General features: G+C 70.0%; 17 protein-coding genes. 9 read left to right on the forward strand and 8 right to left on the reverse strand.

The genetic code is table 11. From position 1 onward, the window contains the following. Positions 1-92 precede the first annotated feature (92 nt). The 3 genes from DEJ48_RS12020 to DEJ48_RS12030 all read left to right on the forward strand — a co-directional run bounded on the left by DEJ48_RS12020 (position 93) and on the right by DEJ48_RS12030 (position 6,072). Positions 93-4,703, forward strand: a complete 4,611-nt coding sequence (locus tag DEJ48_RS12020; RefSeq protein WP_150216125.1) for an RHS repeat-associated core domain-containing protein — start codon at positions 93-95, stop codon at positions 4,701-4,703. Positions 4,704-4,713: 10 nt separating this feature from the next. Continuing rightward, positions 4,714-5,244 carry a hypothetical protein gene (locus DEJ48_RS12025; RefSeq protein WP_150216126.1) on the forward strand — a complete coding sequence of 177 codons (531 nt, stop codon included), beginning with the start codon at positions 4,714-4,716 and terminating at the stop codon, positions 5,242-5,244. 198 nt (positions 5,245-5,442) lie between these two features. Continuing rightward, the gene (locus DEJ48_RS12030) at positions 5,443-6,072 is read left to right on the forward strand and encodes an XRE family transcriptional regulator (RefSeq protein WP_411757532.1); all 630 of its coding nucleotides are present in this window, start codon (positions 5,443-5,445) and stop codon (positions 6,070-6,072) included. A 64-nt stretch (positions 6,073-6,136) separates the two neighbouring features. On the opposite strand, the gene DEJ48_RS12035 is transcribed toward DEJ48_RS12030, so the two are convergent. Next, entirely contained in the window at positions 6,137-7,162 is a 1,026-nt protein-coding gene (locus DEJ48_RS12035; protein WP_150216128.1) for an ATP-dependent 6-phosphofructokinase, read from the reverse strand. A gap of 300 nt (positions 7,163-7,462) precedes the next feature. Here DEJ48_RS12035 and pta point away from each other — a divergent pair, with 300 nt between their 5' ends. The 3 genes from pta (at position 7,463) to pyk (ending at position 12,294) form a co-directional block, all read left to right on the forward strand. Then, positions 7,463-9,544, forward strand: coding sequence for a phosphate acetyltransferase (gene pta / locus DEJ48_RS12040; RefSeq protein WP_150216129.1), 2,082 nt, complete (start codon positions 7,463-7,465; stop codon positions 9,542-9,544). Positions 9,545-9,572: 28 nt separating this feature from the next. Beyond that, on the forward strand, positions 9,573-10,790 hold the full coding sequence (locus DEJ48_RS12045; RefSeq protein ID WP_150216130.1) for an acetate kinase: 1,218 nt from the start codon (positions 9,573-9,575) through the stop codon (positions 10,788-10,790). A 73-nt stretch (positions 10,791-10,863) separates the two neighbouring features. Further along, complete coding sequence (pyk, locus tag DEJ48_RS12050; protein ID WP_150216131.1) at positions 10,864-12,294, forward strand: pyruvate kinase; 1,431 nt, start codon at positions 10,864-10,866, stop codon at positions 12,292-12,294. Positions 12,295-12,388: 94 nt separating this feature from the next. Here the strand turns inward: pyk and DEJ48_RS39690 are convergent, their stop codons facing one another. The 4 genes from DEJ48_RS39690 to DEJ48_RS12075 form a co-directional block, all read right to left on the reverse strand. Next, complete coding sequence (locus DEJ48_RS39690) at positions 12,389-13,759, reverse strand: hypothetical protein (RefSeq protein WP_190537354.1); 1,371 nt, start codon at positions 13,757-13,759, stop codon at positions 12,389-12,391. Further along, complete coding sequence (locus DEJ48_RS12060; RefSeq protein WP_150216132.1) at positions 13,749-14,318, reverse strand: DUF6114 domain-containing protein; 570 nt, start codon at positions 14,316-14,318, stop codon at positions 13,749-13,751. The genes DEJ48_RS39690 and DEJ48_RS12060 overlap by 11 nt, the downstream gene beginning before the upstream one ends. Before the next feature lie 147 nt (positions 14,319-14,465). Then, entirely contained in the window at positions 14,466-15,098 is a 633-nt protein-coding gene (locus DEJ48_RS12065; RefSeq protein ID WP_150216133.1) for a DUF6230 family protein, read from the reverse strand. A gap of 645 nt (positions 15,099-15,743) precedes the next feature. Beyond that, a complete protein-coding gene (locus tag DEJ48_RS12075) occupies positions 15,744-16,733 on the reverse strand; it encodes a tetratricopeptide repeat protein (protein WP_150216134.1) in 990 nt (329 codons plus the stop codon). Between the two features lie 283 nt (positions 16,734-17,016). On the opposite strand from DEJ48_RS12075, the gene DEJ48_RS12080 reads away from it, so the two are divergent. Continuing rightward, positions 17,017-17,658 (forward strand): TetR/AcrR family transcriptional regulator, encoded by a 642-nt coding sequence (locus tag DEJ48_RS12080; protein ID WP_150216135.1) that lies wholly within the window; start codon positions 17,017-17,019, stop codon positions 17,656-17,658. A 75-nt stretch (positions 17,659-17,733) separates the two neighbouring features. On the opposite strand, the gene DEJ48_RS12085 is transcribed toward DEJ48_RS12080, so the two are convergent. Beyond that, a complete protein-coding gene (locus DEJ48_RS12085; protein WP_150216136.1) occupies positions 17,734-18,729 on the reverse strand; it encodes an SDR family NAD(P)-dependent oxidoreductase in 996 nt (331 codons plus the stop codon). Further along, entirely contained in the window at positions 18,726-19,871 is a 1,146-nt protein-coding gene (locus DEJ48_RS12090) for a UDP-N-acetylglucosamine--N-acetylmuramyl-(pentapeptide) pyrophosphoryl-undecaprenol N-acetylglucosamine transferase (protein ID WP_150216137.1), read from the reverse strand. Before DEJ48_RS12090 ends, DEJ48_RS12085 begins: the two co-directional genes overlap by 4 nt. 64 nt (positions 19,872-19,935) lie before the next feature. Here DEJ48_RS12090 and DEJ48_RS12095 point away from each other — a divergent pair, with 64 nt between their 5' ends. Continuing rightward, positions 19,936-20,676 carry a response regulator transcription factor gene (locus tag DEJ48_RS12095; protein ID WP_150216138.1) on the forward strand — a complete coding sequence of 247 codons (741 nt, stop codon included), beginning with the start codon at positions 19,936-19,938 and terminating at the stop codon, positions 20,674-20,676. Next, complete coding sequence (locus DEJ48_RS12100) at positions 20,673-22,073, forward strand: sensor histidine kinase (protein ID WP_150216139.1); 1,401 nt, start codon at positions 20,673-20,675, stop codon at positions 22,071-22,073. Before DEJ48_RS12095 ends, DEJ48_RS12100 begins: the two co-directional genes overlap by 4 nt. A gap of 7 nt (positions 22,074-22,080) precedes the next feature. Here DEJ48_RS12100 and DEJ48_RS12105 read toward each other — a convergent pair whose 3' ends face one another. Then, entirely contained in the window at positions 22,081-23,175 is a 1,095-nt protein-coding gene (locus DEJ48_RS12105) for an alpha/beta hydrolase (RefSeq protein WP_317850912.1), read from the reverse strand. Between the last annotated feature and the right edge of the window lies 1 nt (position 23,176).

Consider the following 23,176-nt stretch of genomic DNA (forward strand, 5'->3'; position numbering starts at 1 on the left):
CCCCATTACCAGCTTCACGTAACGCGGCCTCATTCGATAGCTTCGCTCGTGCGTACGGTTACGAGCGAGGCAGCGGGGGCGGGGGAAGTCGTATGGGAAGCCATCGTCCGTCGGACTGGCATGTGCTTGATCTGGAGAAGGATCCGACGCCGGGGGACCCGCACCGGGTGCGGTCGCTGGCCAAGAACCTGCACGACTTCGCCGATGACGTGGGAAAAGTCCTGCGGGACATCAAAGGGATGGCGGGCGACGAGGCCATCCTGAAGTGGGTGGGCAAGACCGCGGACGCGTTCACGGAGAAGTTCGAGGACGCCCCGGACAAGCTGAAGAAGCTCCGCAAGTCCTACGAGATGGCGGGTGACGCGCTGTCCGCGTACTGGCCGGAGCTGGAGCGCGCCCAGACCTTGGCCGACAAGGCCCTGGTCAAGGGCCGCGAGGCGCAGGCCGATCTGTCGTCCGCCAAGTCCCGTCTTTCCTCCGCCGATTCGTGGGTGGAGCGGGCCGGCAAGGAAGCCGACAAGTACAAGGACAAGCCCGGCGGCGGCAAGGACGTGCCCAAGCCGGACGAGGACAAGGTCAAGGCCGCCACCCGCAACGCGCACTCCGCCGAGAAGGCCCAGAAGTCCGCCCAGGGCGACGTCGACTCCGCCAAGAGCGCTCTGGAAGCGGCGAAGAAGATGGCGGCCGACGCGCGCAAGATGCGCGAGGAGGCCGCGGGCACCGCGAAGAAGAAGATCGACGAGGCGTCGGATGCGGGTATCCCCAACCGCAAGTGGTGGGAGGAGATCGGCGACTGGGTCTCCGACAACTGGGACACCATCGTCGCCGTCTGCAAGGTCGTCGTCGCCGTCGTCGGCATCATCGCGATGATCATCGGCGGGCCCATCCTCGCCGCCATCGTCATCGTGGCAGCGGTGATCGTCCTCGCGGACACGCTCAACAAATACGCGAAAGGCCAAGCGGGCCTCCTGGACGTCGCCTTCGCCGCCCTGGACTGCGTACCCGGCATGAAGGGCCTGACGACCGCCGCGAAACTCGGCAAGGGCCTCAAGGGGCTCAAGGCCATGGGTCTCAAGGGCATGGCCCAGGGGGTGAAAGGCCTGGGCAAGAATGCCAAGAACATGCTGGCGGACAGCGGCAGGGGAGCGTTCGACCGCGCGAGGAACGTCGTTCGCTCCCGGGGCAGTGACCCGGTCGACATGGCCACGGGCGGCATGTTTCTGCCGCAGATCGACATCACCCTGCCAGGTGCTCTGCCGTTGACCTTCAGACGTCGTGTCGCCTCGGACTACCGTGCGGGATGGTGGTTCGGCCCCACGTGGGCCTCCACCGTCGATCAGCGACTGGAAGTCGACGAGGAAGGGATCGTTTTCGTCACCGAGGACGGCCTCTTGCTCACCTATCCGGTCCTTCGAGCGGGAGATCCACCGGCTCTCCCGAAATCCGGGCCGCGTTGGCCCTTGAGTCGACTGAGCAACGGCGGATACCGCGTCGAGAATCCCCTCGACGGACTGGGCCATCACTTCGGCTCCCCCGTTGACGGCTTGGCTCGCCTGGAACTCACGACGGACCGCAACGGCAACAGCATTTCCTACGACTATGACGAGTACGGCAGGCCCACCGGGCTCCGGCACTCCGGGGGCTACCACCTGAAGGTGGAGGTCGAAGGCGGCCGCGTCACTTCGCTCGGACTCGGCAACGCCGCTTCCGACGGTGGCGATGTAATGGTGAAGCGCTTCGGATATGACGAGCAGGGCAACCTCGCGGAGGACGTCAACTCCTCCGGTCTGGCCCTGCGGTTCACGTATGACGAGCGGCTTCGTGTCACTTCGTGGACCGACCGCAACGACAGGAGCTACTCATACGCGTACGACGAACGCGATCGATGTACGGCGGAAGGTGGTGAAGCCGGCCACCTTGCGGTCACGCTCTCCTACGACGGAACCGACCCACGATGGCCCGACTGCCGCGTCACCAGCCTGACGACGGCACAGGGTGCCGTGTCCCGGTTCGTCGTCAATGACAGGTGCCAGGTCATCGCGGAGATCGACCCGCTGGGCGGGGTAGTGGGCACCACGTACGACGCCAACCATCATGTGGTGTCCCGGACCGACGAACTCGGTCACGTCACACGCGTCTCGAACACCGCGGCGGGCTTGCCCCAAACGCTGACGCGTGCGGACGGCTCGACCCTGCGCTACGTGTACGACGCAACCGCGAACCCGACAGCTGTCACACTGCCGGACGGTTCGACCTGGCTGCGGGAGTACGACGAGCGGGGCAATTGCACCGCCGTCACCGAGCCCTCGGGAGCAGTCACCCGCTACACCTACGACGAAGCGGGCCACCTCGTCAGAGTCACTGACACCTTGGGTCATGAAAGGTTCGTCCAGTGCAACGCAGCGGGTCTGCCGACGGAGACGTCGGAACCCGGTGGCGACCGCTCGGTCTGGACTTACGACGCCTTCGGGAGACCAGCCACCATCTCCGACAGTCCAGGCTCGAGTACGCGACTGACGTGGACAACCGAAGGACAGCTGTCGCAGCGCACTGCTCCCGACGGCTCCGTCGAGTCCTGGGACTACGACGGTGAGGGGAACTGCGTCTCCTATGTCACCCCCACAGGAGCAGTCTCTCGATTCACGTACACGCACTTCGACCTGCCGGCCTCTCGTACGGAACCCGACGGCGCGCACTACACATTCGCCCACGACGCCCAGCTACGCCTCACCGAGGTCGTCAACCCCCAAGGCGCGAAGTGGAAGTACATCTACGACGCTGCCGGGCGCCTGACCTCCGAGACCGACTTCGACGGCCGCACCCTTGCCTACACGCGTGACGCCGCCGGGCGCCTGACGTCCCGCACCAACGCCTGCGGCCAGACGATTCACTTCGCGTACGACGCCGTTGGTCACGTGGTCAGCAGGACGAGCGACGGGCGGACCACCACCTTCTCCTACGGGCTCGACGACCTGCTCGGACACGCCACAAACCCGGACGGGAACACTCTCACCCGCCTGCACGACAGCAACGGTCAGCTGACCTCCGAGTCGTTCGACGGCCGCTCGCTCTGTCTCGAGTACGACCAGCTGGGGCGTCGAATCCGACGTACGACCGCTTCCGGAGCGATCACCGCCTGGGAATACGACGCGGCCGGAAACCTGAACGAGCTGACCGCTTCGGGGCACTCCATCCGCTTCGACCGGGACGCTTCAGGACGAGAGCTGAGCCGCCACATCGACGGCACCGTGACCCTGACTCACACGTTCGACGAACTCGGTCTTCTCTCCTCCCAGGCCGTGACAGCCGCCGATGGACGCAGCATCCAGCAACGCGCCTACACATACCGGCAGGACGGCTACCCGACCACCGTCCAGAACCAGTTGAACGGCACGCAGCATTTCACGCTGGATGCCACGGGACGGGTCACGTCCGTCAAAGGACGCGACTGGCTGGAGCGGTACGCCTACGACGACGCAGGCAATCAGGTGGACGCGTACTGGCCTGCCACGCACCCGGGACACGAGGCCACGGGCGGCCGCTCCTATTCCGGCACGCGGCTCACCGGTGCCGGAAATGTTCACTATGAACATGACGCAGCGGGTCGCATCGTTCTGCGCAGGAAAACCCGGATCTCCCGAAAGCCGGAGATTTGGCGGTACACATGGGACGCGGAAGACCGGCTGGTTTCCACGACCACTCCGGACGGCACGCACTGGCACTATCAGTACGATCCGCTGGGCCGTCGCAGCTCGAAGCAGCGTCTCGCCGACGACGGCCACACCGTTCTGGAACAGGTGACATTCACCTGGGACGGATTCGCGCTGTGCGAGCAGACAACGACCGGCCTGGAGCTGCCGAACGCCATCTCCGTCACGTGGGATCACCTGGGCCTGCAGCCAGTTGCCCAGCGGGAGCGTGTTGCCGCGCTCGACGCCCCGCAGGACGAGATCGACGCCCGCTTCTTCGCCATCGTGACCGATCTTGTCGGCAGCCCCACCGAACTCATCGGCGAAAGCGGAGAAATCGCCTGGCGGACACGGAGTACCGTCTGGGGAACAACCTCCTGGAACGCAGGGGCAACGGCGTATACGCCCCTGCGCTTCCCCGGCCAATACCACGACCCCGAAACAGGGCTGCATTACAACTGTTTCCGGCACTACGACCCGGAGTCCGGTCGCTATCTGACACCGGACCCGCTCGGCCTCAAACCGGCTCCCAATGCCTTGGCCTACGTCCACAACCCGCATGTCTGGGCCGACCCTCTGGGCCTGTCCCCGTACTACAGCGAGATCGCCGCCAACGGACAGCGCGGCCCCGCATATGCCGAAGTGACACCCCAGACACTGATCGATGCTCAGAACAATCTGATCGGAGCTCCCGCAGGGCGGGGTCGACGCTATGCGACTCCGGGCTTTCAGGGCGGCGCGGCCGGCCACTCACGAGGACACCTCATCGGGCAGCAATTCGGTGGAGACGGCCGAGACATGAGGAACCTGGTCACTCAGAGCGCCACGCAGAACAACGGGCCGATCTCTGACGCCGAGGGCATCATCGCCGACCATGTGAGGAACAGTGGCAATACGGTTGTCATGAGTGTCACCCCCGAGTACGCCAATGGCGGCGTGGTGCCGAGCCACGTCCTCATCGAAGCCGCCGACGACTACGGCTGGTCGTTCAGCCGAAGGCTCAGCAACATGTAGGAAGTGCCGCATGAATGACGACATCCGCGCCCTCACCGCCCTCTGCCCGCCCCCCGAGGATCCGATCGCCCTGGGCTCCTGTGATGCAGGAAGCCCGGAGGTCGTCGTCCCGTCGGTACACCGCGAGCTGAACCGCCTTTACGGCGTCGGCTGTTTCGATGAGTTTCTGTGGATCTACGGCTGCGGCGCGGCGAACAGGAACCTGGACATCGGTGACCGCAGCAGAGAGATGCAGAGGATCCTCGGGAGCAAGGAAGCAGGTGCCCTCCGGGCGCGCTTGGAGCCCTATGGCGTGAACCCCGAGGACCTGGTGCAGTGGGGCACGACGGACAACGGCGACGCGTTGATGTGGATCCCCGCCGGAGATCCGGAACAGTGGGATTCGATCTTCGTCTCGGCCGGCCAGCTGTTCTTCGCCACGTCCTCGAAATCCTCCGCGGGAGTGCTGCTCGATCTCCTGACCGGAACCCTGCGGCTCAACTTCTTCCCGGAGGACTTCCCGTCCGAGGCACCCGAGTTCTCGGAGAACCCGTACGCCTAGGCGAGCTCCCGTACCCCCGTACCTTCCCACCAACCCGCAACCTCGTAGAAACACACCGTAGTCACCACCCCCACAGGCGCCTACGGTGTGCCCGTGCAACCGAGCCAACCCAGCCAGCCGCCGCACCGGGCCCAGCCGCCGCAGCCCACGCCTCCCTTCGACTTTCCCGCCGCCCGGCGTCTTCGGGAAGCGCTCGGGATGGCGCACGGGCATGTCGCCTATGGGATGCGGGCCAGTTACGGGCTCGCCTATGTCACCGCCGACACCATCGCCGCCTGGGAGCGCGGGCTCTCCTCGCCCACGTCCGCCGAGCTCACCGCGCTCGCCGCGACGCTGTGGTGTTCGCCGGGGGAGCTGATGGGGGCCGCGCGGACTCTGCGGGAGCACCGGATCGTGCGCGGGCTCGCGCCGGAGGACGTCGCGCGCGGGGCGGGCGTGGAGATCCAGGCGTATCTGCGGATGGAGGAGACCGACACGTGGCGGGGCAACGAACGGCAGTCCGCCGCCCTCGCCGAGGTGCTCCAGTTGTCGCCGCCCGACTTCGTGACCGTGACGGGGCGGGCGGAGCAGCTCGCCGAGTTGCTCCGCAGTGCCGTCAGCACCCGCTGGCAGGGGTACGTGCGGCCCGTCAGCAAGCTGCTGCCCCTGGAGAAGCGGCACGTCGAGGACGTGTTGCGGCAGATGCACGAGGACTATCAGTCACGGATGGCCCGGACCCTGAGCTGGGGCGGAGGGGCCGGTTCCGATGCGTCCGGGGAAGCCGGGCGGGACTTCCTGGAGCGGATTCTCGAGCACTTCTGGGGGCTGGTGCGCGGCGGACGGGGGTAAAGGGCGAAGGTCGACCCCCTCCCGCCGGGGACCGGGAGGCGGCCAGGGCCTGTGTCGGAAGGCCCTAGAAGACCGACTCCGTCTCGTCCATCCGGTCCTTCGGGACCGTCTTCAGCTCCGTGGTCGCCTCCGCCAGCGGCACCATCGTGATGTCCGTGCCGCGCAGCGCCGTCATCCTGCCGTAGTCGCCGCGGTGCACCGCCTCCACCGCGTGCCAGCCGAAGCGGGTCGCGAGGACGCGGTCGTACGCCGTGGGGGTGCCGCCGCGCTGGACGTGGCCCAGGATGACCGGCTTGGCCTCCTTGCCGAGGCGGGACTCCAGCTCGTACGCGAGCGCCGTGCCGATGCCCTGGAAGCGCTCGTGGCCGAACTGGTCGATCGCGCCCTTGCCGTAGTTCATCGTGCCGTCCTGCGGGTGCGCGCCCTCGGCGACGCAGATCACCGCGAACTTCTTGCCGCGCGAGAACCGCTCCTCGACCATGGCGACCAGGTCGGCGGGGTCGAAGGAGCGCTCGGGCAGGCAGATGCCGTGCGCGCCGCCGGCCATGCCGGACTCCAGGGCGATCCAGCCCGCGTGGCGGCCCATGACCTCCACGACCATCACGCGCTGGTGGGACTCCGCGGTGGTCTTGAGGCGGTCCATCGCCTCCGTGGCCACGCCGACGGCGGTGTCGAAGCCGAAGGTGCGGTCCGTGGAGGAGATGTCGTTGTCGATGGTCTTGGGGACGCCGACGACCGGTACGCCCGCGTCCGAGAGCATGCGGGCGGCCGTGAGCGTGCCCTCGCCGCCGATCGGGATGAGCGCGTCGAAGCCGCTGCGCTCGATGAGCTCCTTGGCGTTGTCGCAGGCCGCGCGGAAGCGCGCGCGCTCCAGGCGGGAGGAGCCGAGGATGGTGCCGCCGCGGGCCAGGATGCCGCTGACGGCATTCAGGTCGAGGGCGCGGTACCGCCCGTCGAGCAGGCCCGCGTAGCCGTCCTCGAAGCCGATGACCTCGTCGCCGTGGTGCGTCACGGCGCGGTGCACGACCGACCGGATCACTGCGTTGAGGCCGGGGCAGTCGCCGCCCGCGGTGAGAATTCCGATACGCATCGCGCTGTGTCTCCTGCTCGCTGCTGGTACTTGTGAGCCGGTCCGATTGTTCCACGGCCGAAGGGGGGTCGCCGCTCACAGATGTCCGACGGATGTGTGTCCGACAGCGGGGCGGGGACTTGGACAGGGGCCGTTCGGGGACCTTGGTACCGGGTCGCCGGGCCTTTCGTCCGGCGGGCGACCTAATCAGCCGCAGAGGTATTGTCAAGAGGACACAGCCGCGATATCGGGTACTTTGTCCGACTCGGGGCGGCGACGAGTCCACCGACCTCGAAGAACTCGAAGAAGGAGAGAGCACGCGTGACGCGCAGCGTGTACGTGACCGGCATCGACCGGGGCGACGGCCGCCAGGTCGTCGAACTGGGAGTCATGGAGCTTCTCACCCGACAGGTCGACCGGGTGGGCGTCTTCCGGCCACTGGTCCACGACGGCCCCGACCGGCTCTTCGACCTGCTGCGCGCCCGGTACCGGCTCTCGCAGGACGCCGCGTCGGTGTACGGCATGGACTACCACGAGGCGTCCGCGCTCCAGGCCGAGCAGGGCACCGACGAACTGGTCTCGCAACTCGTCGACCGGTTCCACCGGGTCGCGAGGGATTATGAAGTCGTTCTCGTGCTGGGCACGGATTTCGCCGACACCCAGCTGCCGGACGAGCTCGCGCTGAACGCACGGCTCGCCAACGAGTTCGGCGCCTCCGTGCTGCCGGTGGTCGGCGGCCGGAAGCAGACCGCCGAGTCGGTGCGCGCCGAGACGCGCAACGCCTACCGCGCGTACGACTCGCTCGGCTGCGACGTCCTCGCAATGGTCACCAACCGGGTCGCCCCCGCCGACCGGGACGAGATCCACGAGCGCCTCGACGCCCGCCTCCCCGTGCCCTGCTACGTGCTGCCGGACGAGGCCGCGCTCTCCGCGCCGACGGTCGCGCAGATCACCCACGCGCTCGGCGGCCGCGTGCTGCTCGGCGACGACTCGGGGCTCGCGCGCGACGCCCTGGACTTCGTCTTCGGCGGCGCCATGCTGCCCAACTTCCTGAACGCCCTGACGCCGGGCTGCCTGGTCGTGACCCCCGGCGACCGCGCCGACCTCGTGGTGGGCTCGCTGGCCGCGCACAGCGCAGGCACCCCGCCCATCGCCGGCGTCCTGCTGACCCTGAACGAGCAGCCCGGCCAGGAGATCCTCACCCTCGCCGACCGGCTCGCCCCCGGCACCCCGGTCGTCGCGGTCTCCGGCGGCTCCTTCCCCACCGCGGCCGAGCTCTTCGCGCTGGAGGGGAAGCTGAACGCGGCGACGCCCCGCAAGGCGGAGACCGCCCTCGGTCTCTTCGAGCGGTACGTCGACACCGCGGACCTCCTCAAGCGCGTCTCGGCGCCCAGCAGCGACCGCCTCACGCCGATGATGTTCGAGCACAAGCTCCTGGAGCGGGCCCGTGCCGACCGGCGCCGCGTCGTGCTGCCCGAGGGCACCGAGGAGCGGGTGCTGCGCGCCGCCGACGTGCTGCTGCGCCGCCGCGTCTGCGACCTGACCCTGCTCGGCCCGGTCGAGCAGATCCGCAAGAAGGCCGCCGACCTCGGCGTGGACCTCGCCGACTCCGAGCTCATCGACCCGCAGACCTCCGAGCTGCGGGACCGTTTCGCCGCCGCCTACGCCGAGCTGCGCGCCCACAAGGGCGTCACCGTCGAGCTCGCGTACGACGTGGTGGCCGACGTGAACTACTTCGGCACGCTGATGGTGCAGGAGGGCCTCGCCGACGGCATGGTGTCCGGCTCCGTGCACTCGACGGCGGCGACCATCCGCCCGGCCTTCGAGATCATCAAGACCAAGCCGGACGCCTCCATCGTGAGCTCCGTGTTCTTCATGTGCCTGACCGACAAGGTCCTCGTGTACGGCGACTGCGCGGTCAACCCGGACCCGAACGCCCCGCAGCTCGCGGACATCGCCGTGCAGTCGGCGACCACCGCCGAGCAGTTCGGCGTCGAGCCGCGGATCGCGATGCTGTCGTACTCGACGGGCACGTCCGGTTCGGGCGCCGACGTCGACAAGGTGCGCGAGGCGACCGAGCTGGTGCGCGAGCAGCGCCCGGACCTGAAGATCGAGGGCCCGATCCAGTACGACGCCGCGGTGGAGCCGTCGGTCGCGGCCACGAAGCTGCCCGGATCGGACGTCGCCGGCCAGGCCAGCGTGCTGATCTTCCCCGACCTGAACACCGGCAACAACACGTACAAGGCCGTGCAGCGCTCGGCCGGCGCGATCGCCGTCGGCCCGGTCCTCCAGGGCCTGCGCAAGCCGGTCAACGACCTGTCCCGGGGCGCGCTCGTCCAGGACATCGTCAACACCGTCGCCATCACGGCGATCCAGTCCCAGGCCCAGGCGCCCACCGCCTGACCACCCCCCACAGAAAGCGCCTCCATCAGTGACCGCCACGCGCGTACTCGTCCTCAACTCCGGCTCGTCGTCGGTGAAGTACCAGCTCCTCGACATGCGGGACAGCTCGCGGCTCGCCGTGGGCCTGGTCGAGCGGATCGGTGAGGAGACCTCCCGGCTCAAGCACACCCCGCTGACCGGCGGCGGCGCCGAGCCCCGCGAGCGCGAGGAGCCGATAGCCGATCACGAGCAGGCGCTGCGGGCCGTCGCCGACGAGCTGTCCGCGGACGGGCTCGGCCTGGACTCCCCCGAGCTCGCCGCGATCGGCCACCGCGTGGTGCACGGCGGTCTGAAGTTCACCGAGCCGACGGTGATCGACGACGCGGTCCTCAAGGAGATCGAGCGCCTGGTCCCGGTGGCTCCGCTGCACAACCCGGCGAACATCACCGGCATCCGCACCGCCCAGGCGCTCCGTCCCGACCTGCCGCAGGTCGCCGTCTTCGACACCGCGTTCCACACGACGATGCCGGAGTCCGCGGCGCGCTACGCGATGGACGTGAAGACCGCCGACGAGCACCGCGTGCGGCGCTACGGCTTCCACGGCACGTCCCACGCGTACGTCTCGCGCAAGACCGCGGCGCTGCTCGGCAGGGCGCCCGAGGACGTCAACGTCATCGTGCTGCACCTGGGCAACGGCGCCTCGGCGAGCGCGGTGCGGGGCGGGAAGTGCGTGGACACATCCATGGGGCTCACGCCGCTGGAGGGGCTCGTGATGGGTACCCGTTCCGGTGACATGGATCCGGCGGTGATCTTCCATCTCGCCCGGGTCGGCGGAATGTCCATCGACGAGATCGACATTCTGCTCAACAAGAAGAGCGGTCTGATCGGTCTCTGCGGCGACAACGACATGCGGGAGATCAGGCGCCGTATAGACGCCGGTGACGAAGAGGCGGCTCTCGCCTTCGACATCTACATCCACCGTTTGAAGAAGTACATCGGCGCTTATTACGCGGTGCTCGGCCGGGTGGACGCCATCGCGTTCACCGCCGGGGTCGGCGAGAACGCCGCTCCGGTGCGGGAAGCCGCGGTGGCGGGCCTGGAGGAGCTGGGTCTCGCGGTGGACGGCGCACTCAATTCCGTACGTTCCGACGAAGCCCGTCTCATTTCGCCGGAGTACGCGCGCGTGGCCGTCGCCGTGGTGCCCACCGACGAAGAACTGGAGATCGCCGATCAGACGTATGCATTGGTCAGTGACCGCAACGCCTGAGCGCCCGTCCGCCCATTTGTAGATTCCACCAGACGGAATATTCCGTAGCGAAACAAACCGATAGGATCGCCCCATGCGCCGTTCCAAAATCGTCTGCACGCTGGGCCCCGCCGTCGACTCCGAAGAGCAGCTCGTCTCGCTGATCGAGGCCGGCATGAACGTGGCCCGATTCAACTTCAGCCACGGCACGCACGCCGAGCACCAGGGGCGGTACGACCGCGTCCGCGCGGCCGCCACCAAGACCGGCCGTGCCATCGGTGTCCTCGCCGACCTGCAAGGCCCGAAGATCCGTCTGGAGACCTTCGCCGAGGGTCCCGTCGAGCTGGTGCGCGGTGACGAGTTCACCATCACCACCGAGGACGTCCCCGGCGACAAGTCCATCTGCGGCACGACCTACAAGGGTCTGCCCGGGGACGTCTCCAAGGGCGACCAGGTCCTCATCAACGACGGCAACGTCGAGCTGCGCGTCGTCGAGGTGGACGGCCCGCGCGTGAAGACGATCGTCGTCGAGGGCGGTGTCATCTCCGACCACAAGGGCATCAACCTGCCCGGCGCGGCCGTGAACGTGCCCGCCCTGTCGGAGAAGGACATCGAGGACCTCCGCTTCGCCCTGAAGATGGGCTGCGACATGGTCGCCCTGTCCTTCGTGCGCGACGCCAACGACGTCAAGGACGTCCACAAGGTGATGGACGAGGAGGGCCGCCGGGTCCCCGTCATCGCCAAGGTGGAGAAGCCGCAGGCCGTCGCCAACATGGAGGGCGTCGTCGCGGCGTTCGACGCCGTGATGGTGGCCCGTGGCGACCTCGCCGTCGAGTATCCGCTCGAGAAGGTCCCGATGGTGCAGAAGCGCCTCGTGGAGATGTGCCGCCGCAACGCCAAGCCGGTGATCGTCGCGACCCAGATGATGGAGTCGATGATCACCAACTCGCGCCCCACGCGCGCCGAGGCGTCCGACGTCGCCAACGCCATCCTGGACGGCGCCGACGCGGTCATGCTGTCGGCCGAGTCGAGCGTCGGCGCGTACCCGATCGAGACCGTCAAGACGATGTCGAAGATCGTGCAGGCCGCCGAGGGCGAGCTGCTCTCCAAGGGGCTCCAGCCGCTCGTGCCGGGCAAGAAGCCCCGTACGCAGGGCGGCTCGGTGGCCCGTGCCGCGTGCGAGATCGCGGACTTCCTGGGCGGCGAGGCGCTGATCGCCTTCACGCAGTCCGGTGACACGGCCCGCCGTCTCTCCCGCTACCGCGCGGCCCAGCCGATCCTGGCGTTCACCACGGACGAGTCGACCCGCAACCAGCTCACGCTGAGCTGGGGCGTGGACACCTACGTCGTGCCGCACGTCGACAACACCGACGCGATGGTCGAGCTCGTCGACGCCGAGCTGATCAAGCTCAACCGCTTCAACGACGGCGACACGGTCGTCATCACGGCGGGCTCGCCCCCCGGCGTCCCCGGCACCACCAACATGGTCCGGGTGCACCACCTGGGCGGCGGCGAGCGCGACTGACCTCCGCTCCCCCGTACGACGCCGTACGACGCCGAGGGCGCCCCCTGCGAAAGGGGGCGCCCTCGGCGTTCGTTCACGTCCTCGTGAGCGGTTGCTAGCGGTCGATCGTCTGCTCCAGGCCCGGCACCGTCAGGGTGCCGCCGAACTGAGCGGCCTGCGTGACCTTCACCTTGGTGAAGTAGGCGATCGGGACGTTCAGCGGCGGCGGGTGCTCGGGGTCGAAGACGATCGGGATCAGGCCGAACAGGTTGCCCTGCAGCCGCTCCGTGTACATGATCGTCTGCCCGTCGCGGATCGTGGACGTGGAGCCCTCGTCCGCCTTGATGTGGTACTTCGAGCCGTCGGGGCCGGGGGCGATCTGGTGCAGGTCGCCGATGTCCGTGCCGTTGTCGACGGTGAACTTCAGCGCCTGCTTCTTCTTGCCGCCGGCCGTCGTCAGGTTCACGACGCCCTTGTAGTCGAGGCCCTTGAGGAGCAGGGAGCTGGCCTCCAGCTGCCACGGGTCGTCCGGGATCGGCACGGGTGTCTGCTCGGCGTCGCCGTCGACCTTCTTCTCGACCACGCACGGGAACGGCTTCTTGCCGTCCGCGTCCGGGGCCATGGGGTCCGCGGACTCTTCAGACTCCTCGGCCTTGTCGGACTCGTCGCCCTCGGCCTTGTCCTTGAGCTCGTCGGCCTTGTCCTTGAGCTCGTCGGCGCCGTCCTCGACCGGCTTGGTGACCTTGTCGGTCGTGTCCTTGACGGTGTCCTCGACCTTGTCCTCGGCCTTGGCCTTGTCCTCGGGCGACTTGGTCTCCTCCGAGGCGGAGGGGGACGGCGTCGCGTCCGGGGACTTCTCGTCGGCGGGCTTGTCGGAAGGCTCGTCGGCGGGCTTGTCGGGCGTGAAGACGTCCTTGAGCGCGTCGCCCACACCCAGCGGGTCCCAGGGGTTCTTGGTCTTGGAGGGCGTGGGGTCCGGCTCGGGCTCCTCGGCCGTGTCCTTGTCCCCGTCGCCGGAACCGGACTTGTCCGTACCGGCCTTGTCGCCGGAGGAGGAGGGCGTCGGCTCGGTGGAGTCCTTGCCCCCCTCGCCCTTGCCTGCCTCGTCCTTGGCCGCTTCGTCCTTGGCCGCCTCGTCCTTGGCCGCCTCGTCCTGCTCGGCCTTCTTCTTGGCGTCCTCGGCGTCCTTGGCGTCCTGCGCGTCCTTCGCTTCCTTTTCCAGGTCCTTGGAAGCGTCGTCCGGCGCCGTGACACACGGGCCGTCCCGGAAGGGGTTCTTGGGGACGCCCGGCTTCGCCTGCGCGAGCGTGGGCGTCAGGCCCATTCCCATGAGCACCGCACTCGGCATGGCCGCGAGGGCTATCGCCTTGCCCGCGGGCATCTGCAGACGGGTGAGCAGCGGCTTCCTGGGGGCCGCGTGACGCGGCCCGGATCTCGCACGGGACTCCCCCGCGGAGTCGTCGTGGTGCACCTCGTCAGCCTGCACGGTGCCTCCCGTTCGTCCCGTCCACCGGGCTCGTTGCTGACAGATCGTCGGTAGCGCTCGCACCGTCCACACCGTTCGGGCCGCCCGCGACCGCGGGCTCGGACGCCTTCTCCGTACGCCCCTTCGCGGCCCTCGCGCCCTTCGCGCCCTTGGCGGGCACGCTCCCGGGCTCACCCCAGGCGATGCCGAGGGCGCCGCCGATCAGTGCGAGCAGGAAGCCGACGAGGAAGCCGCCGATGTTGGAGACGACCAGGGAGACCAGGGCGAGCAGGATCGCCGCGACACCCGCGAAGACGCGCGTGTGCACCTGGAACCACATGGTCAGACCGAGCACCATCAGGAGTACGCCGATGATCAGCGAACCCGCTCCCGCCGTCGTGGCCAGGGCGAGTGTCAGGTTGCCGAGCTTGATGTTGCCGTAGGGCAGGTAGGCGATCGGCACGCCGCCAAGGATGGTGAGGAGGCCTGCCCAGAACGGGCGGGAGCCCCGCCAGGCCCGGAACTTCCTGCGGTAGACGGTGAGGAAGTGGTCGTTCGGCCCCGGTGACTTGGCGCTCATGGGAAAACAGCTCCTTGGAACCGGCGGTACGTGAATTCGGTGAAGCTCTGTGGTGGCGGGCGGGAGAGTGGATCTCCCCGCCCGCCCGGCCAGCCGCCGCCCCCTCCCCGCCCTGACGAACCGGCGGGTCAAGGGCTCAGCGAGTGCTTAGAAGCACTCCTTCTTGCCCTTGTGCAGCTTCATGTTGAGGCCGCTCAGCTTGAAGGTGCCGGCGCTGGTGGCCCAGGCCGTCTGCTCGATGTCCTTCAGGATGGCGCGGTCGGCTTCCTGGGCGAAACCGTTGGGGTTCGCCTGCTCCTTGCCGCCCTTCATGCCGGGGCCCTTGGTGGAGGACCCGGCAGCGACACCGATGTTGATGTCCCTGAACTCGGCGTCGGCATCGAGCTGCGCCACGTCGATGTACAGGTTCTTGGCCTCGACGGGCTTCTTGCCGCCGCCCGCGTTCAGCTGGAGCGTGACGTCGCCGAGCACCGGGATGTGCGTCACGACGGACTGGCACATGTTGGTGATCTCGGCCTTCTTGAAGGCGGAGACCGACACGGGGTGGGCGGCCTTCTTGCCCTCCATGTCGACACCGACGTCAACGCCGCCGTACTGAACCATTCCGTGGCCGTCGAGCTTGTCGGCCGAGACCTTGAACGACTGGCCGGACACACTGAACGATGCCGCGAGCGCACCCTGCGAGAGGGCGACGCCTATCGCGGCGGTAGCCGCGACGCTCGGCACCATGACCACGGCGAACCGCTTCCATCTGGTTCCGCCACGAGCCACAGATTCCATGACTTTCCTCCTTCTCGGACGTACATCTCCGGCCCTGGCTGCTCCCTTTCGGGCGGCTCAGCCGGGCAGGGATGGGAGAAGTGCTACGTCCTCGGGAAGGAGAGCGCCCGCATCGGAGGCGCGCAACCGCACCACGTTCACCGGCGATCACCCCCGAGCGACAACCACTGGTCGCGCCTGACGCATCACGCACAACCTCGCGGACAGGCCCTGCCGGTGACGGCAGAGACCCCCCTGTCCAGACCGGCGACGGCGTCACCGGCCTGCTCGGTGGGGACCCGAAAGGCCCGTTCCCGACTGGCTTTCGGGCTACGGGTCAACGGACCGAGCGTGGCCGATCGTGGTGCATTCTCGGCCCCCGCACAAGGGGGTTCGTTACTGGCTAGTAACGGCCGGATAACCGAAGCGCGACCGGGCGGTATCGGTCGGGCACGGACGGTGGCCCCCAGCGGTGTCGCAGAACGGGGCATCATCGGACGTATCCACGCAGAGGGAAGCCGATGTCTTACTCGGAGTAACAGCGGCCGCAATTGCCAAGTTTTGGCAAAGTGCGGCCGCTGTGACGCCTGGGAACCAACTTTTCACTCCGGCATCACAACGCCCCGTGTTTAGGGACAGGTCAGCCGGGGGGGGTGGGGGTCGGGGTCAGAAGAGGACCCGGGCGAGCGCCGTCCGCGCCGACGTCACGCGCGGGTCCTCGCCGCCCACGACCTCGAAGAGTTCGAGCAGCCGCACCCGCGCGGCGTCCCGGTCGTCGCCGACCGTGCGCCGGACCGTGTCGATGAGCCGCCCGAAGGCGTCCTCGACATGACCGCCCACCAGGTCCAGGTCGGCGGCGGCGATCTGCGCCCGCACGTCCGCGGGCCGCTCGGCCGCGTCCTTGCGGACCGCCTGCGCGTCCAGGCCCTGCACGCGCTGGAGCAGATCGGCTTGGGCGAGGCCGAGCTTGGCCTCGGTGTTGGCGGGGTCGTCGCTGAGCACGTTCTTGTACGCCTGCACGGCGCCGGCGAGATCGCCCGCGTCCAGCGCCTGCACGGCCGCTTCGAGCAGGGCGTCGTACGGACCGGCCGGCACCTCGGGCGCCGCGGGGGCCTGCTCGCCCTGCGCGTCGGCACCGCCGTCGACGACCAGGCCGGTCAGGCCGAAGCGCTCCTCGCCGACCTGGATGAGCTGGTCCAGGGTCTGGCGGATCTGCGCCTCGGGGGCGGCACCCTGGAAAAGGGGCAGGGCCTGTCCGGCCACCACCGCGAAGACAGCCGGGATCCCCTGGACCCCGAACTGCTGCATCAGCATCTGGTTCGCGTCGACGTCGATCTTGGCAAGAAGGAAACGGCCGTTGTATTCCTGCGCGAGCCGCTCGAGGAGGGGGCCCAGCTGCTTGCACGGCTCGCACCACTCGGCCCAGAAGTCGATGACGACCGGGACCTCGGTGGAGCGCTGCAGGACGTCGCGCTCGAAGCCCGCCTCGTCGACATCGATGACGAGGGAGGCCGGGGAGATCGCGGCGCCCGCCGCGCCCCCGCCCTGCCGGGCCGCTTCGGCGCGCGCCTGCTCCGCCTTCGCCTTGGCCTCCTGGGCCGCCTTCACCGCGGCGAGGTCGACGACTCCGCTCATGGACATGTTCCGTGGCTGCATGAGTACATCCTCCCCCAAGCCGTGCGGGAACCGTGCCCGTCCGTGACCCTCCGCCGGAATGCGGGGGCCTGGGGCGGCACGGTTCGAGTCCCTGTGGAGACCGGCGGACCGGTCGGTGGCCCGGGGTCCCCACCCCTGGCCGGTGCTGTGTGGTCTGTCGCTCGTAGCTTTCGCTACGGGTCGTAGCGTAACTGTCGGCTCCCGGGCCTGGGGAGCCCCCTTCCGGTGATCTCCCTCACTCACCACCCCGAACGGCTCCGTACTGACCGGTATGGTCGCCGCCATGCAGAGCCGCACGTCGTCCACCACGCCTCCCGCCCGCACCGGCGGCCGCCCGCGCAGCGCGGCCGCCGACGCCGCGATCCTGGAGGCGACCCGGCAGGGCCTCGTCGAACTCGGCTGGTCCAAGCTGACGCTGGGCGCCGTCGCCACGCGCGCGGGCGTCGCCAAGACGACCCTGTACCGGCGCTGGGCGGGCAAGAGCGAACTGGTCGTGGACGCGGTGGCGGAACTCTTCGACGAGCTCGAACTGCCCGACCGGGGCAGCCTCGCCGCGGACATCGAGGGCGTCGTCCTGCAGTTCGCGGTGCTGCTCGGGCGGCCCGAGACGAAGACGGCGCTCATGGCGGTGGTCGCGGAGTCCACGACGGACGAGCCCCTGCGGGACCGCATCCGCGCGTCCATCGTCGACCGCCAGAAGCGGCTCGTCCTCGCGGGCCGCAAGCGGGCCCAGGAGCGCGGCGAACTCCCCGCCGAACCCGACGCGGTCTCGGCGTCCCGCACCGCCGACCTCATCTTCGACGTGATCGCGGGCGCGGTGGTCCACCGCGCCCTGGTCAGCGCGGAACCGGTGGACGAGGAGTGGGCCCGCCGCTTCACGCTCCTGCTCCTGGGGGGTTTGGCGGCGGCGGCCGCACAGCCCTGAGCGGGTGACGGAGGCACGGTTCGGCCAGGGGCGCGGGGAACTGCGCGACCAGCCCCCACGACCCGCAGCCGCAACTCAGACCTGATACCGCTCAGGCGCGAACAGGGCAAGGTTCTCTGCGACCCAGGCCGACGTGTGCTTGAGCCCCTCCGAGAGGGAGACCTCAGGAACCCACCCGCCCCACTCCCGCGCCCGGGAGTTGTCCGACAGAAGCCGCTCCACCTCACTCCCCGAGGGACGAAGCCGCGCCGGATCGACGACCACGGACGCCTCCCGCCCCGACGCCGCGATCAACGCCTCCGCGAGGTCACCGATGGAGATCTCCCGGCCCACGCCGAGGTTGACCGCGTGACCGAGCGCCCGGTCGGCGACCGCCATCGCCATGAAGCCGCGCGCCGTGTCCGTCACGTACGTGAAGTCCCGCGTGGGCGTCAGCGACCCCAGCTTGATCTCCCGCGCGCCCGCGTGCAGTTGGGCGAGGATCGTGGGGATGACGGCGCGGGCCGACTGCCGCGGACCGTACGTGTTGAAGGGCCGCACCACCGTCACCGGCAGCTCGAACGCGTGCCAGTGCGAGAGCGCCATCATGTCGGCGCCGATCTTCGACGCGGAGTACGGCGACTGCGGCTGGAGCGGGTGCGCCTCGCTGATCGGCGCCGTCAGGGCGGTCCCGTACACCTCGCTCGTGGACGTGTGCACCATGCGCCGCACGGAGTGCCTGCGGCACGCCTCCGCGACGTTCTCGGTGCCGACGACGTTCGTCTGGACGTACGCGCCCGGGGAGTCGTACGAGTAGGGGATGCCGATCAGCGCGGCGAGGTGGAAGACCGTGTCGCACCCGGCGACCGCGTCCATCACGCGCCCCGCGTCCCGCACGTCGCCCGCGATCATCTCGACCCGCGGGTCGCCGAGGAGGTGGGCCAGGTGGCCCTTCTCCGCGTACGGCTTGTAGTGCACGAACGCGCGGACCTTCGCGCCCGCTTCGAGGAGCTGGTCGACGAGCGTCGAGCCGATGAAACCCTCGGCGCCGGTGACGAGGACGGTGCGGTTCTGCCAGGAAAAGGTGCTCATGCGTGCTCCAGGTGAGGGGTGTGGTGGGCGAGCCGGAGGACCCGCTCGGCGAGCAGGTCGGCGGCGCGGGCGTGCGGTCCGGGGTCGGCGGCGCCACTCATCGCGGCGAGCCGCACCGGGTCCGCGAGCAGCGGGCCGACGAGCTGCGCGAGCCGGTCCGCGGTGGTCTCGGCGTCGGGCAGGAGGAGGCCCGCGCCGGCGTCGGAGAGGACCCGGGCGTTGTGGGTCTGGTGGTCGCCGGGCGCGTGCGGGTAGGGCACGAGGACCGCGGGGACGCCGGTGGCGGCGAGTTCGGCGACGGTCGCCGAGCCCGCGCGGCACACGACGAGGTCGGCGGCGGCGTAGGAGAGGTCCATGCGGTCCAGGTAGGGGACGGCGCGGGCGACCGCGTCACCGCCCTCGGCGGTGAGCCGCGCCCGCGTCTCCTCCAGGGCCGCGGGTCCGGTCTTGATGAGGAGGTGTACGTCCGTGCGCTCGCGCCACCGCGCCGCGAGGCCGACCGCCGCCGCCGTGAGGCGGGCCGCGCCGAGGCTGCCTCCGTTGAACAGGATCAGGCGGGCGCCCGGCGGCACGCCGAGCTCACGCCGGGCCTGCGGGCGCAGCGCGGCCCGGTCGAGCGCGGCGAGCGGCGCCGCGATCGGCATGCCTGTGGTGTGTGCGCGCTCGCCGCCGGGGAGGTGGGCGCGGCTGCGGTCGAAGGCGACGGCGATGTTCGGGGTGAGCCGGGCGGCGAACCGGTTGGCGCGGCCCGGTACGGCGTTGGACTCGTGGATGAGGCTCGGCAGCCCCGCCATGCGGGCGCCGACGATGACGGGGGCGCTGGGGTAGCCGCCCATGCCGACGGCGACCTGCGCGCCCTGCTCGCGCAGGATGGCCCGGCACTGGGCGCCGGACTTCATCAGGGCGGCGGGGAGCAGATAGCGGCGGGCGCCGAGCGACGGGTCGAAGGGGATCATGTCGACGGTGTGCAGGCGGTACCCGGCGTCCGGTATCAGCCGGGTCTCCAGGCCCCGTTCGGTGCCGACGAAGGAGATCACCGCGCCCGGTACGGCCCGGCGCAGCGCGTCGGCGAGGGCGAGTCCGGGATAGATGTGCCCACCGGTGCCGCCCGCGCCGATGACGACGGAGAGAGAGGTTCGCATGGCAGTGGAGCTTCACGCGCAGGTCTAAGAGGGTTTTAAGAGCCGCGTTTGGCACCTTTGGACCATGAGCTTCACGAGCGTGACCAGCAAGGGCGGCCCGCCGGGCGCGGGCGGGACGGCGCACCGCATCCTCGTCGTCGACGACGACCCCGAGGTCCGCGCCGCCGTCGAGGACGCCCTGACGGTCGAGGGACATCATGTGCGGGGCGCGGCGGACGGCCACCGCGCGCTGACCGCGGTGGCCCGCTGGCAGCCGGATCTGGTGGTCCTCGACGTCATGATGCCGGTCATGGACGGCCTCGCGGTCTGCCGTCAGCTGCGCGCCGCGGGCGACCGCACGCCGGTCCTGGTGCTCACGGCCCTGGACTCGGTGAGTGAGCGCGTCGACGGCCTGGACGCGGGCGCCGACGACTACCTGGTCAAGCCGTTCGCGCTGGACGAGCTGGTGGCGCGGGTGAGGGCGCTGTTGCGGCGGGCGACGCCGGAACGGGCCGCGGACGACGGCGACGACCTCGCGTACGGCGACCTGGTCCTCGACCCCGCGACGCGCACCGGCCGGCGCGGCGGGCGGCGGGTCGAGTTCAGCCGCACGGAGGCGGTCCTGCTCGAACTGCTGCTGCGCAACGCGGGCCAGGTGCTGCCGCGCGAGCTGATCCAGCAGGCGGTGTGGGGCCGGGACTTCGGCCCGGACTCCAACTCGCTCGCCGTGTACGTGGGTTACCTGCGCCGGAAGCTGGAGTCGGGCGGTGAGCCGCGCCTCGTCCACACCGTGCACGGCGTCGGCTACCGGCTGGGCTCCCCGTGAGCGCGCGGCGCAGGCTGGGCGCGCGGTGGCGGCGCCGCAGGCCGCTGCGGACCCGCCTCGCGGTGGTCGCGGCGGCCGCCGTGGCCGTGGTGGCGATCGGGGTGTGCGCCGCCGCGTTCTTCGTGATCCGCTTCAAGCTGTACCAGCAGCTCGACCAGAACCTCGCCCAGTCGGCGACGCTCATCGCGCAGCAGCACCGCTCCGAGGGTCTCGGCGTCATGACGGGCGAGTGCCGGTTCCTCGGCGCGCCCGCGTGCTCGCAGATCGTCCCCGCGGATGCGGCGGACGACCCGTCGAAGCCGTATCTGCTGCCCGTGTCGGGGGCGACGCGCGCGGTCGCCGAGGGCAGCCATGTGCCCTACTACGCGAACATCACGCTCCCCGGCGGCAGGCCGGGCCGCATGTACACCACCACGTTCGGCAAGGAGGGCGAGGCCGTGCAGGTCGCCCTGCGCTCGGACATCGCCGAGCGGGGCGTCCGCCAGGCCGCGTCGCTGCTGGCCGCGGTGGGCGGAGCGGGAGTGCTGCTCTCGGCCCTCGGCGGCTACTGGGTCTCGCGTACGGGCCTGGCGCCCATCACCCGTCTCACGGCCACCGCCGAGCGCATCGCCGCCACGCGCGACGCCCGGCACCGCATCGAGCTGCCGCCCGGCCGGGCGGCCCGCGCGGGCCACGAGGACGAGGTGACCCGCCTGGCCACCACCTTCAACACGATGCTCGCCGAACTGGAGGAGTCCGTCGCCGCCCGCCGCAGGCTGGTCGCCGACGCCTCGCACGAGCTGCGCACCCCGCTGACCGCGCTCCGCACGAACGCCGAACTCCTGGCACGGGCGGACCGTCTGACGGACGCACAGCGCGACCGGGCGTCCGGCGCGCTCGCCCGCCAGCTGCGCGAGGTCACCGGCCTGGTGAACGACCTGATCGAGCTGGCCAGGGACGCGGAGCCGCAGCCCCTCCTCGAAGAGGTGCGGCTCGCCCCGCTCGCCGCCCACACGGTCGACGCGGCCCGCGGCCACTGGCCGGCGGTCTCCTTCGAGCTCCACGTGGCCCCGGAGGCGACCGACCTCAACCTGCCCGGCGTACCGGCACGCCTGTCCCGGCTGCTCACCAACCTCGTCGACAACGCGGCCAAGTTCAGCCCGCCGGGCGGCCCGGTCGAGATCTCCCTGACCCGCACCGAGCTGACCGTGCGCGACCACGGCCCGGGCATCGCGGAGGAAGACCTCCCCCACGTCTTCGACCGCTTCTACCGCGCCGAGAAGGCCCGCGCCCTGCCGGGCTCGGGCCTGGGCCTGGCGATGGCCCGCCAGATCGCGCACGCGCACGGGGCGGAGCTGACGGCGGAACGGGCGCCGGGTGGAGGCGCGCTGTTCCGGCTGACGCTGCCGGCGCCCTGAGGTCGTCCTACTTGTCCTTCTCCCAGGCGCAGCTGCCGAGGGTGGCCTTGCCCTTGGCGACGAGGCGGTCGGCCTCGCGGGCGACGAGCACGCGCGTGTGGTCGCCCTTGCAGACCACGGTGCGGTCGCCGTGTCCGGCGAGGTCGACGAGGATCTGGTCCCAGTGGCGGTACTGCACGTCGTGCCCGGAGTTGGCGTACGAGCGCACCTTCGCCGTGCCCGGCAGCTCCTGCTGCCACGTCTTCAGCGTCGCGGGCGGCACGGTGGTGTCCTTCTTGCCGCCGTAGAGGTAGACGGGGGCGTCGAGCTTCGACAGGTCGGGGCCGGGGCGCCCGCAGTACAGCTTCTGCTCGTGCACCTGGGGCGCGGGGTCGGCCTGCTGGCCGCGCTGGTTGTACGTGCGTGCCCCTTCCTCGTACGCCGTGTCGGCGAAGCCGGGGATGGACTTGACGGGGCTGTCGTCGGGGAAGGCCCACCACTTGCGCGGGTCCTTGATCTGGTCCTTGACGGCGTCGGAGAGCGCGTCGTCGGAGAGACCGCAGTACTCGGGCTTCGTGCCGTAGGGCGGCAGGGCGGCGGCGAGGTGGAGCTGTGCGATCCGCTCGGGGGCACGGGCGGCGAGCTCGGCGGCGTAGGGGCCGCCGCCGGATATCGCGACGACGGACACGTCGTCGACACCGAGCTTGTCGAGGACTTCGAGGGCGTCCTTCGCGAAGTCGCCCTTGCCGAGCCTGTCGTCGAACTCGGTGTCACCAAAACCGTTCCGCTCCACGGAGATGAGGCGCAGCCCCAGATCCTCGCGGGTCGTCCGGAAGAAGTCCGTCATGTGCGAGGCGCGGGCGCTGGTGCCGGTGCCGCCGATGAAGAGGACGGGCTTGCCGTCCTTCTCGCCGGTGTCGGAGTAGTGGGCGGTCCGCCCGTCGGAGAGCTTCGCGGCGCGCACGTCGGGGCCGAGGGAGTCGAAGTCGTCCTGCACCTTGGGCTCGGGCGGCGGGCTGGCGCTCACTTCGCCGGAGCCGCCCACGAGCAGCGCGCCGAGGACGGTGCAGGTGGCGGCACCGATGGCGAGGGCGGCGGTGCGGGCGTGACCGGTCGAGCTCACG

Origin of the sequence: Streptomyces venezuelae (assembly GCF_008642315.1) — a bacterium.
Classification (GTDB): Bacteria; Actinomycetota; Actinomycetes; order Streptomycetales; family Streptomycetaceae; genus Streptomyces; species Streptomyces venezuelae_D.

Coding starts and splice junctions, on each gene's coding strand:
- DEJ48_RS12020 (WP_150216125.1), top strand. CDS start 93: ATGGGAAGCCATCGTCCGTCGGACTGGCATGTGCTTGATCTGGAGAAG.
- DEJ48_RS12025 (WP_150216126.1), top strand. CDS start 4,714: ATGAATGACGACATCCGCGCCCTCACCGCCCTCTGCCCGCCCCCCGAG.
- DEJ48_RS12030 (WP_411757532.1), top strand. CDS start 5,443: ATGGCGCACGGGCATGTCGCCTATGGGATGCGGGCCAGTTACGGGCTC.
- DEJ48_RS12035 (WP_150216128.1), bottom strand. CDS start 7,162: ATGCGTATCGGAATTCTCACCGCGGGCGGCGACTGCCCCGGCCTCAAC.
- pyk (WP_150216131.1), top strand. CDS start 10,864: ATGCGCCGTTCCAAAATCGTCTGCACGCTGGGCCCCGCCGTCGACTCC.
- DEJ48_RS12060 (WP_150216132.1), bottom strand. CDS start 14,318: ATGAGCGCCAAGTCACCGGGGCCGAACGACCACTTCCTCACCGTCTAC.
- DEJ48_RS12065 (WP_150216133.1), bottom strand. CDS start 15,098: ATGGAATCTGTGGCTCGTGGCGGAACCAGATGGAAGCGGTTCGCCGTG.
- DEJ48_RS12075 (WP_150216134.1), bottom strand. CDS start 16,733: ATGCAGCCACGGAACATGTCCATGAGCGGAGTCGTCGACCTCGCCGCG.
- DEJ48_RS12080 (WP_150216135.1), top strand. CDS start 17,017: ATGCAGAGCCGCACGTCGTCCACCACGCCTCCCGCCCGCACCGGCGGC.
- DEJ48_RS12085 (WP_150216136.1), bottom strand. CDS start 18,729: ATGAGCACCTTTTCCTGGCAGAACCGCACCGTCCTCGTCACCGGCGCC.
- DEJ48_RS12090 (WP_150216137.1), bottom strand. CDS start 19,871: ATGCGAACCTCTCTCTCCGTCGTCATCGGCGCGGGCGGCACCGGTGGG.
- DEJ48_RS12095 (WP_150216138.1), top strand. CDS start 19,936: ATGAGCTTCACGAGCGTGACCAGCAAGGGCGGCCCGCCGGGCGCGGGC.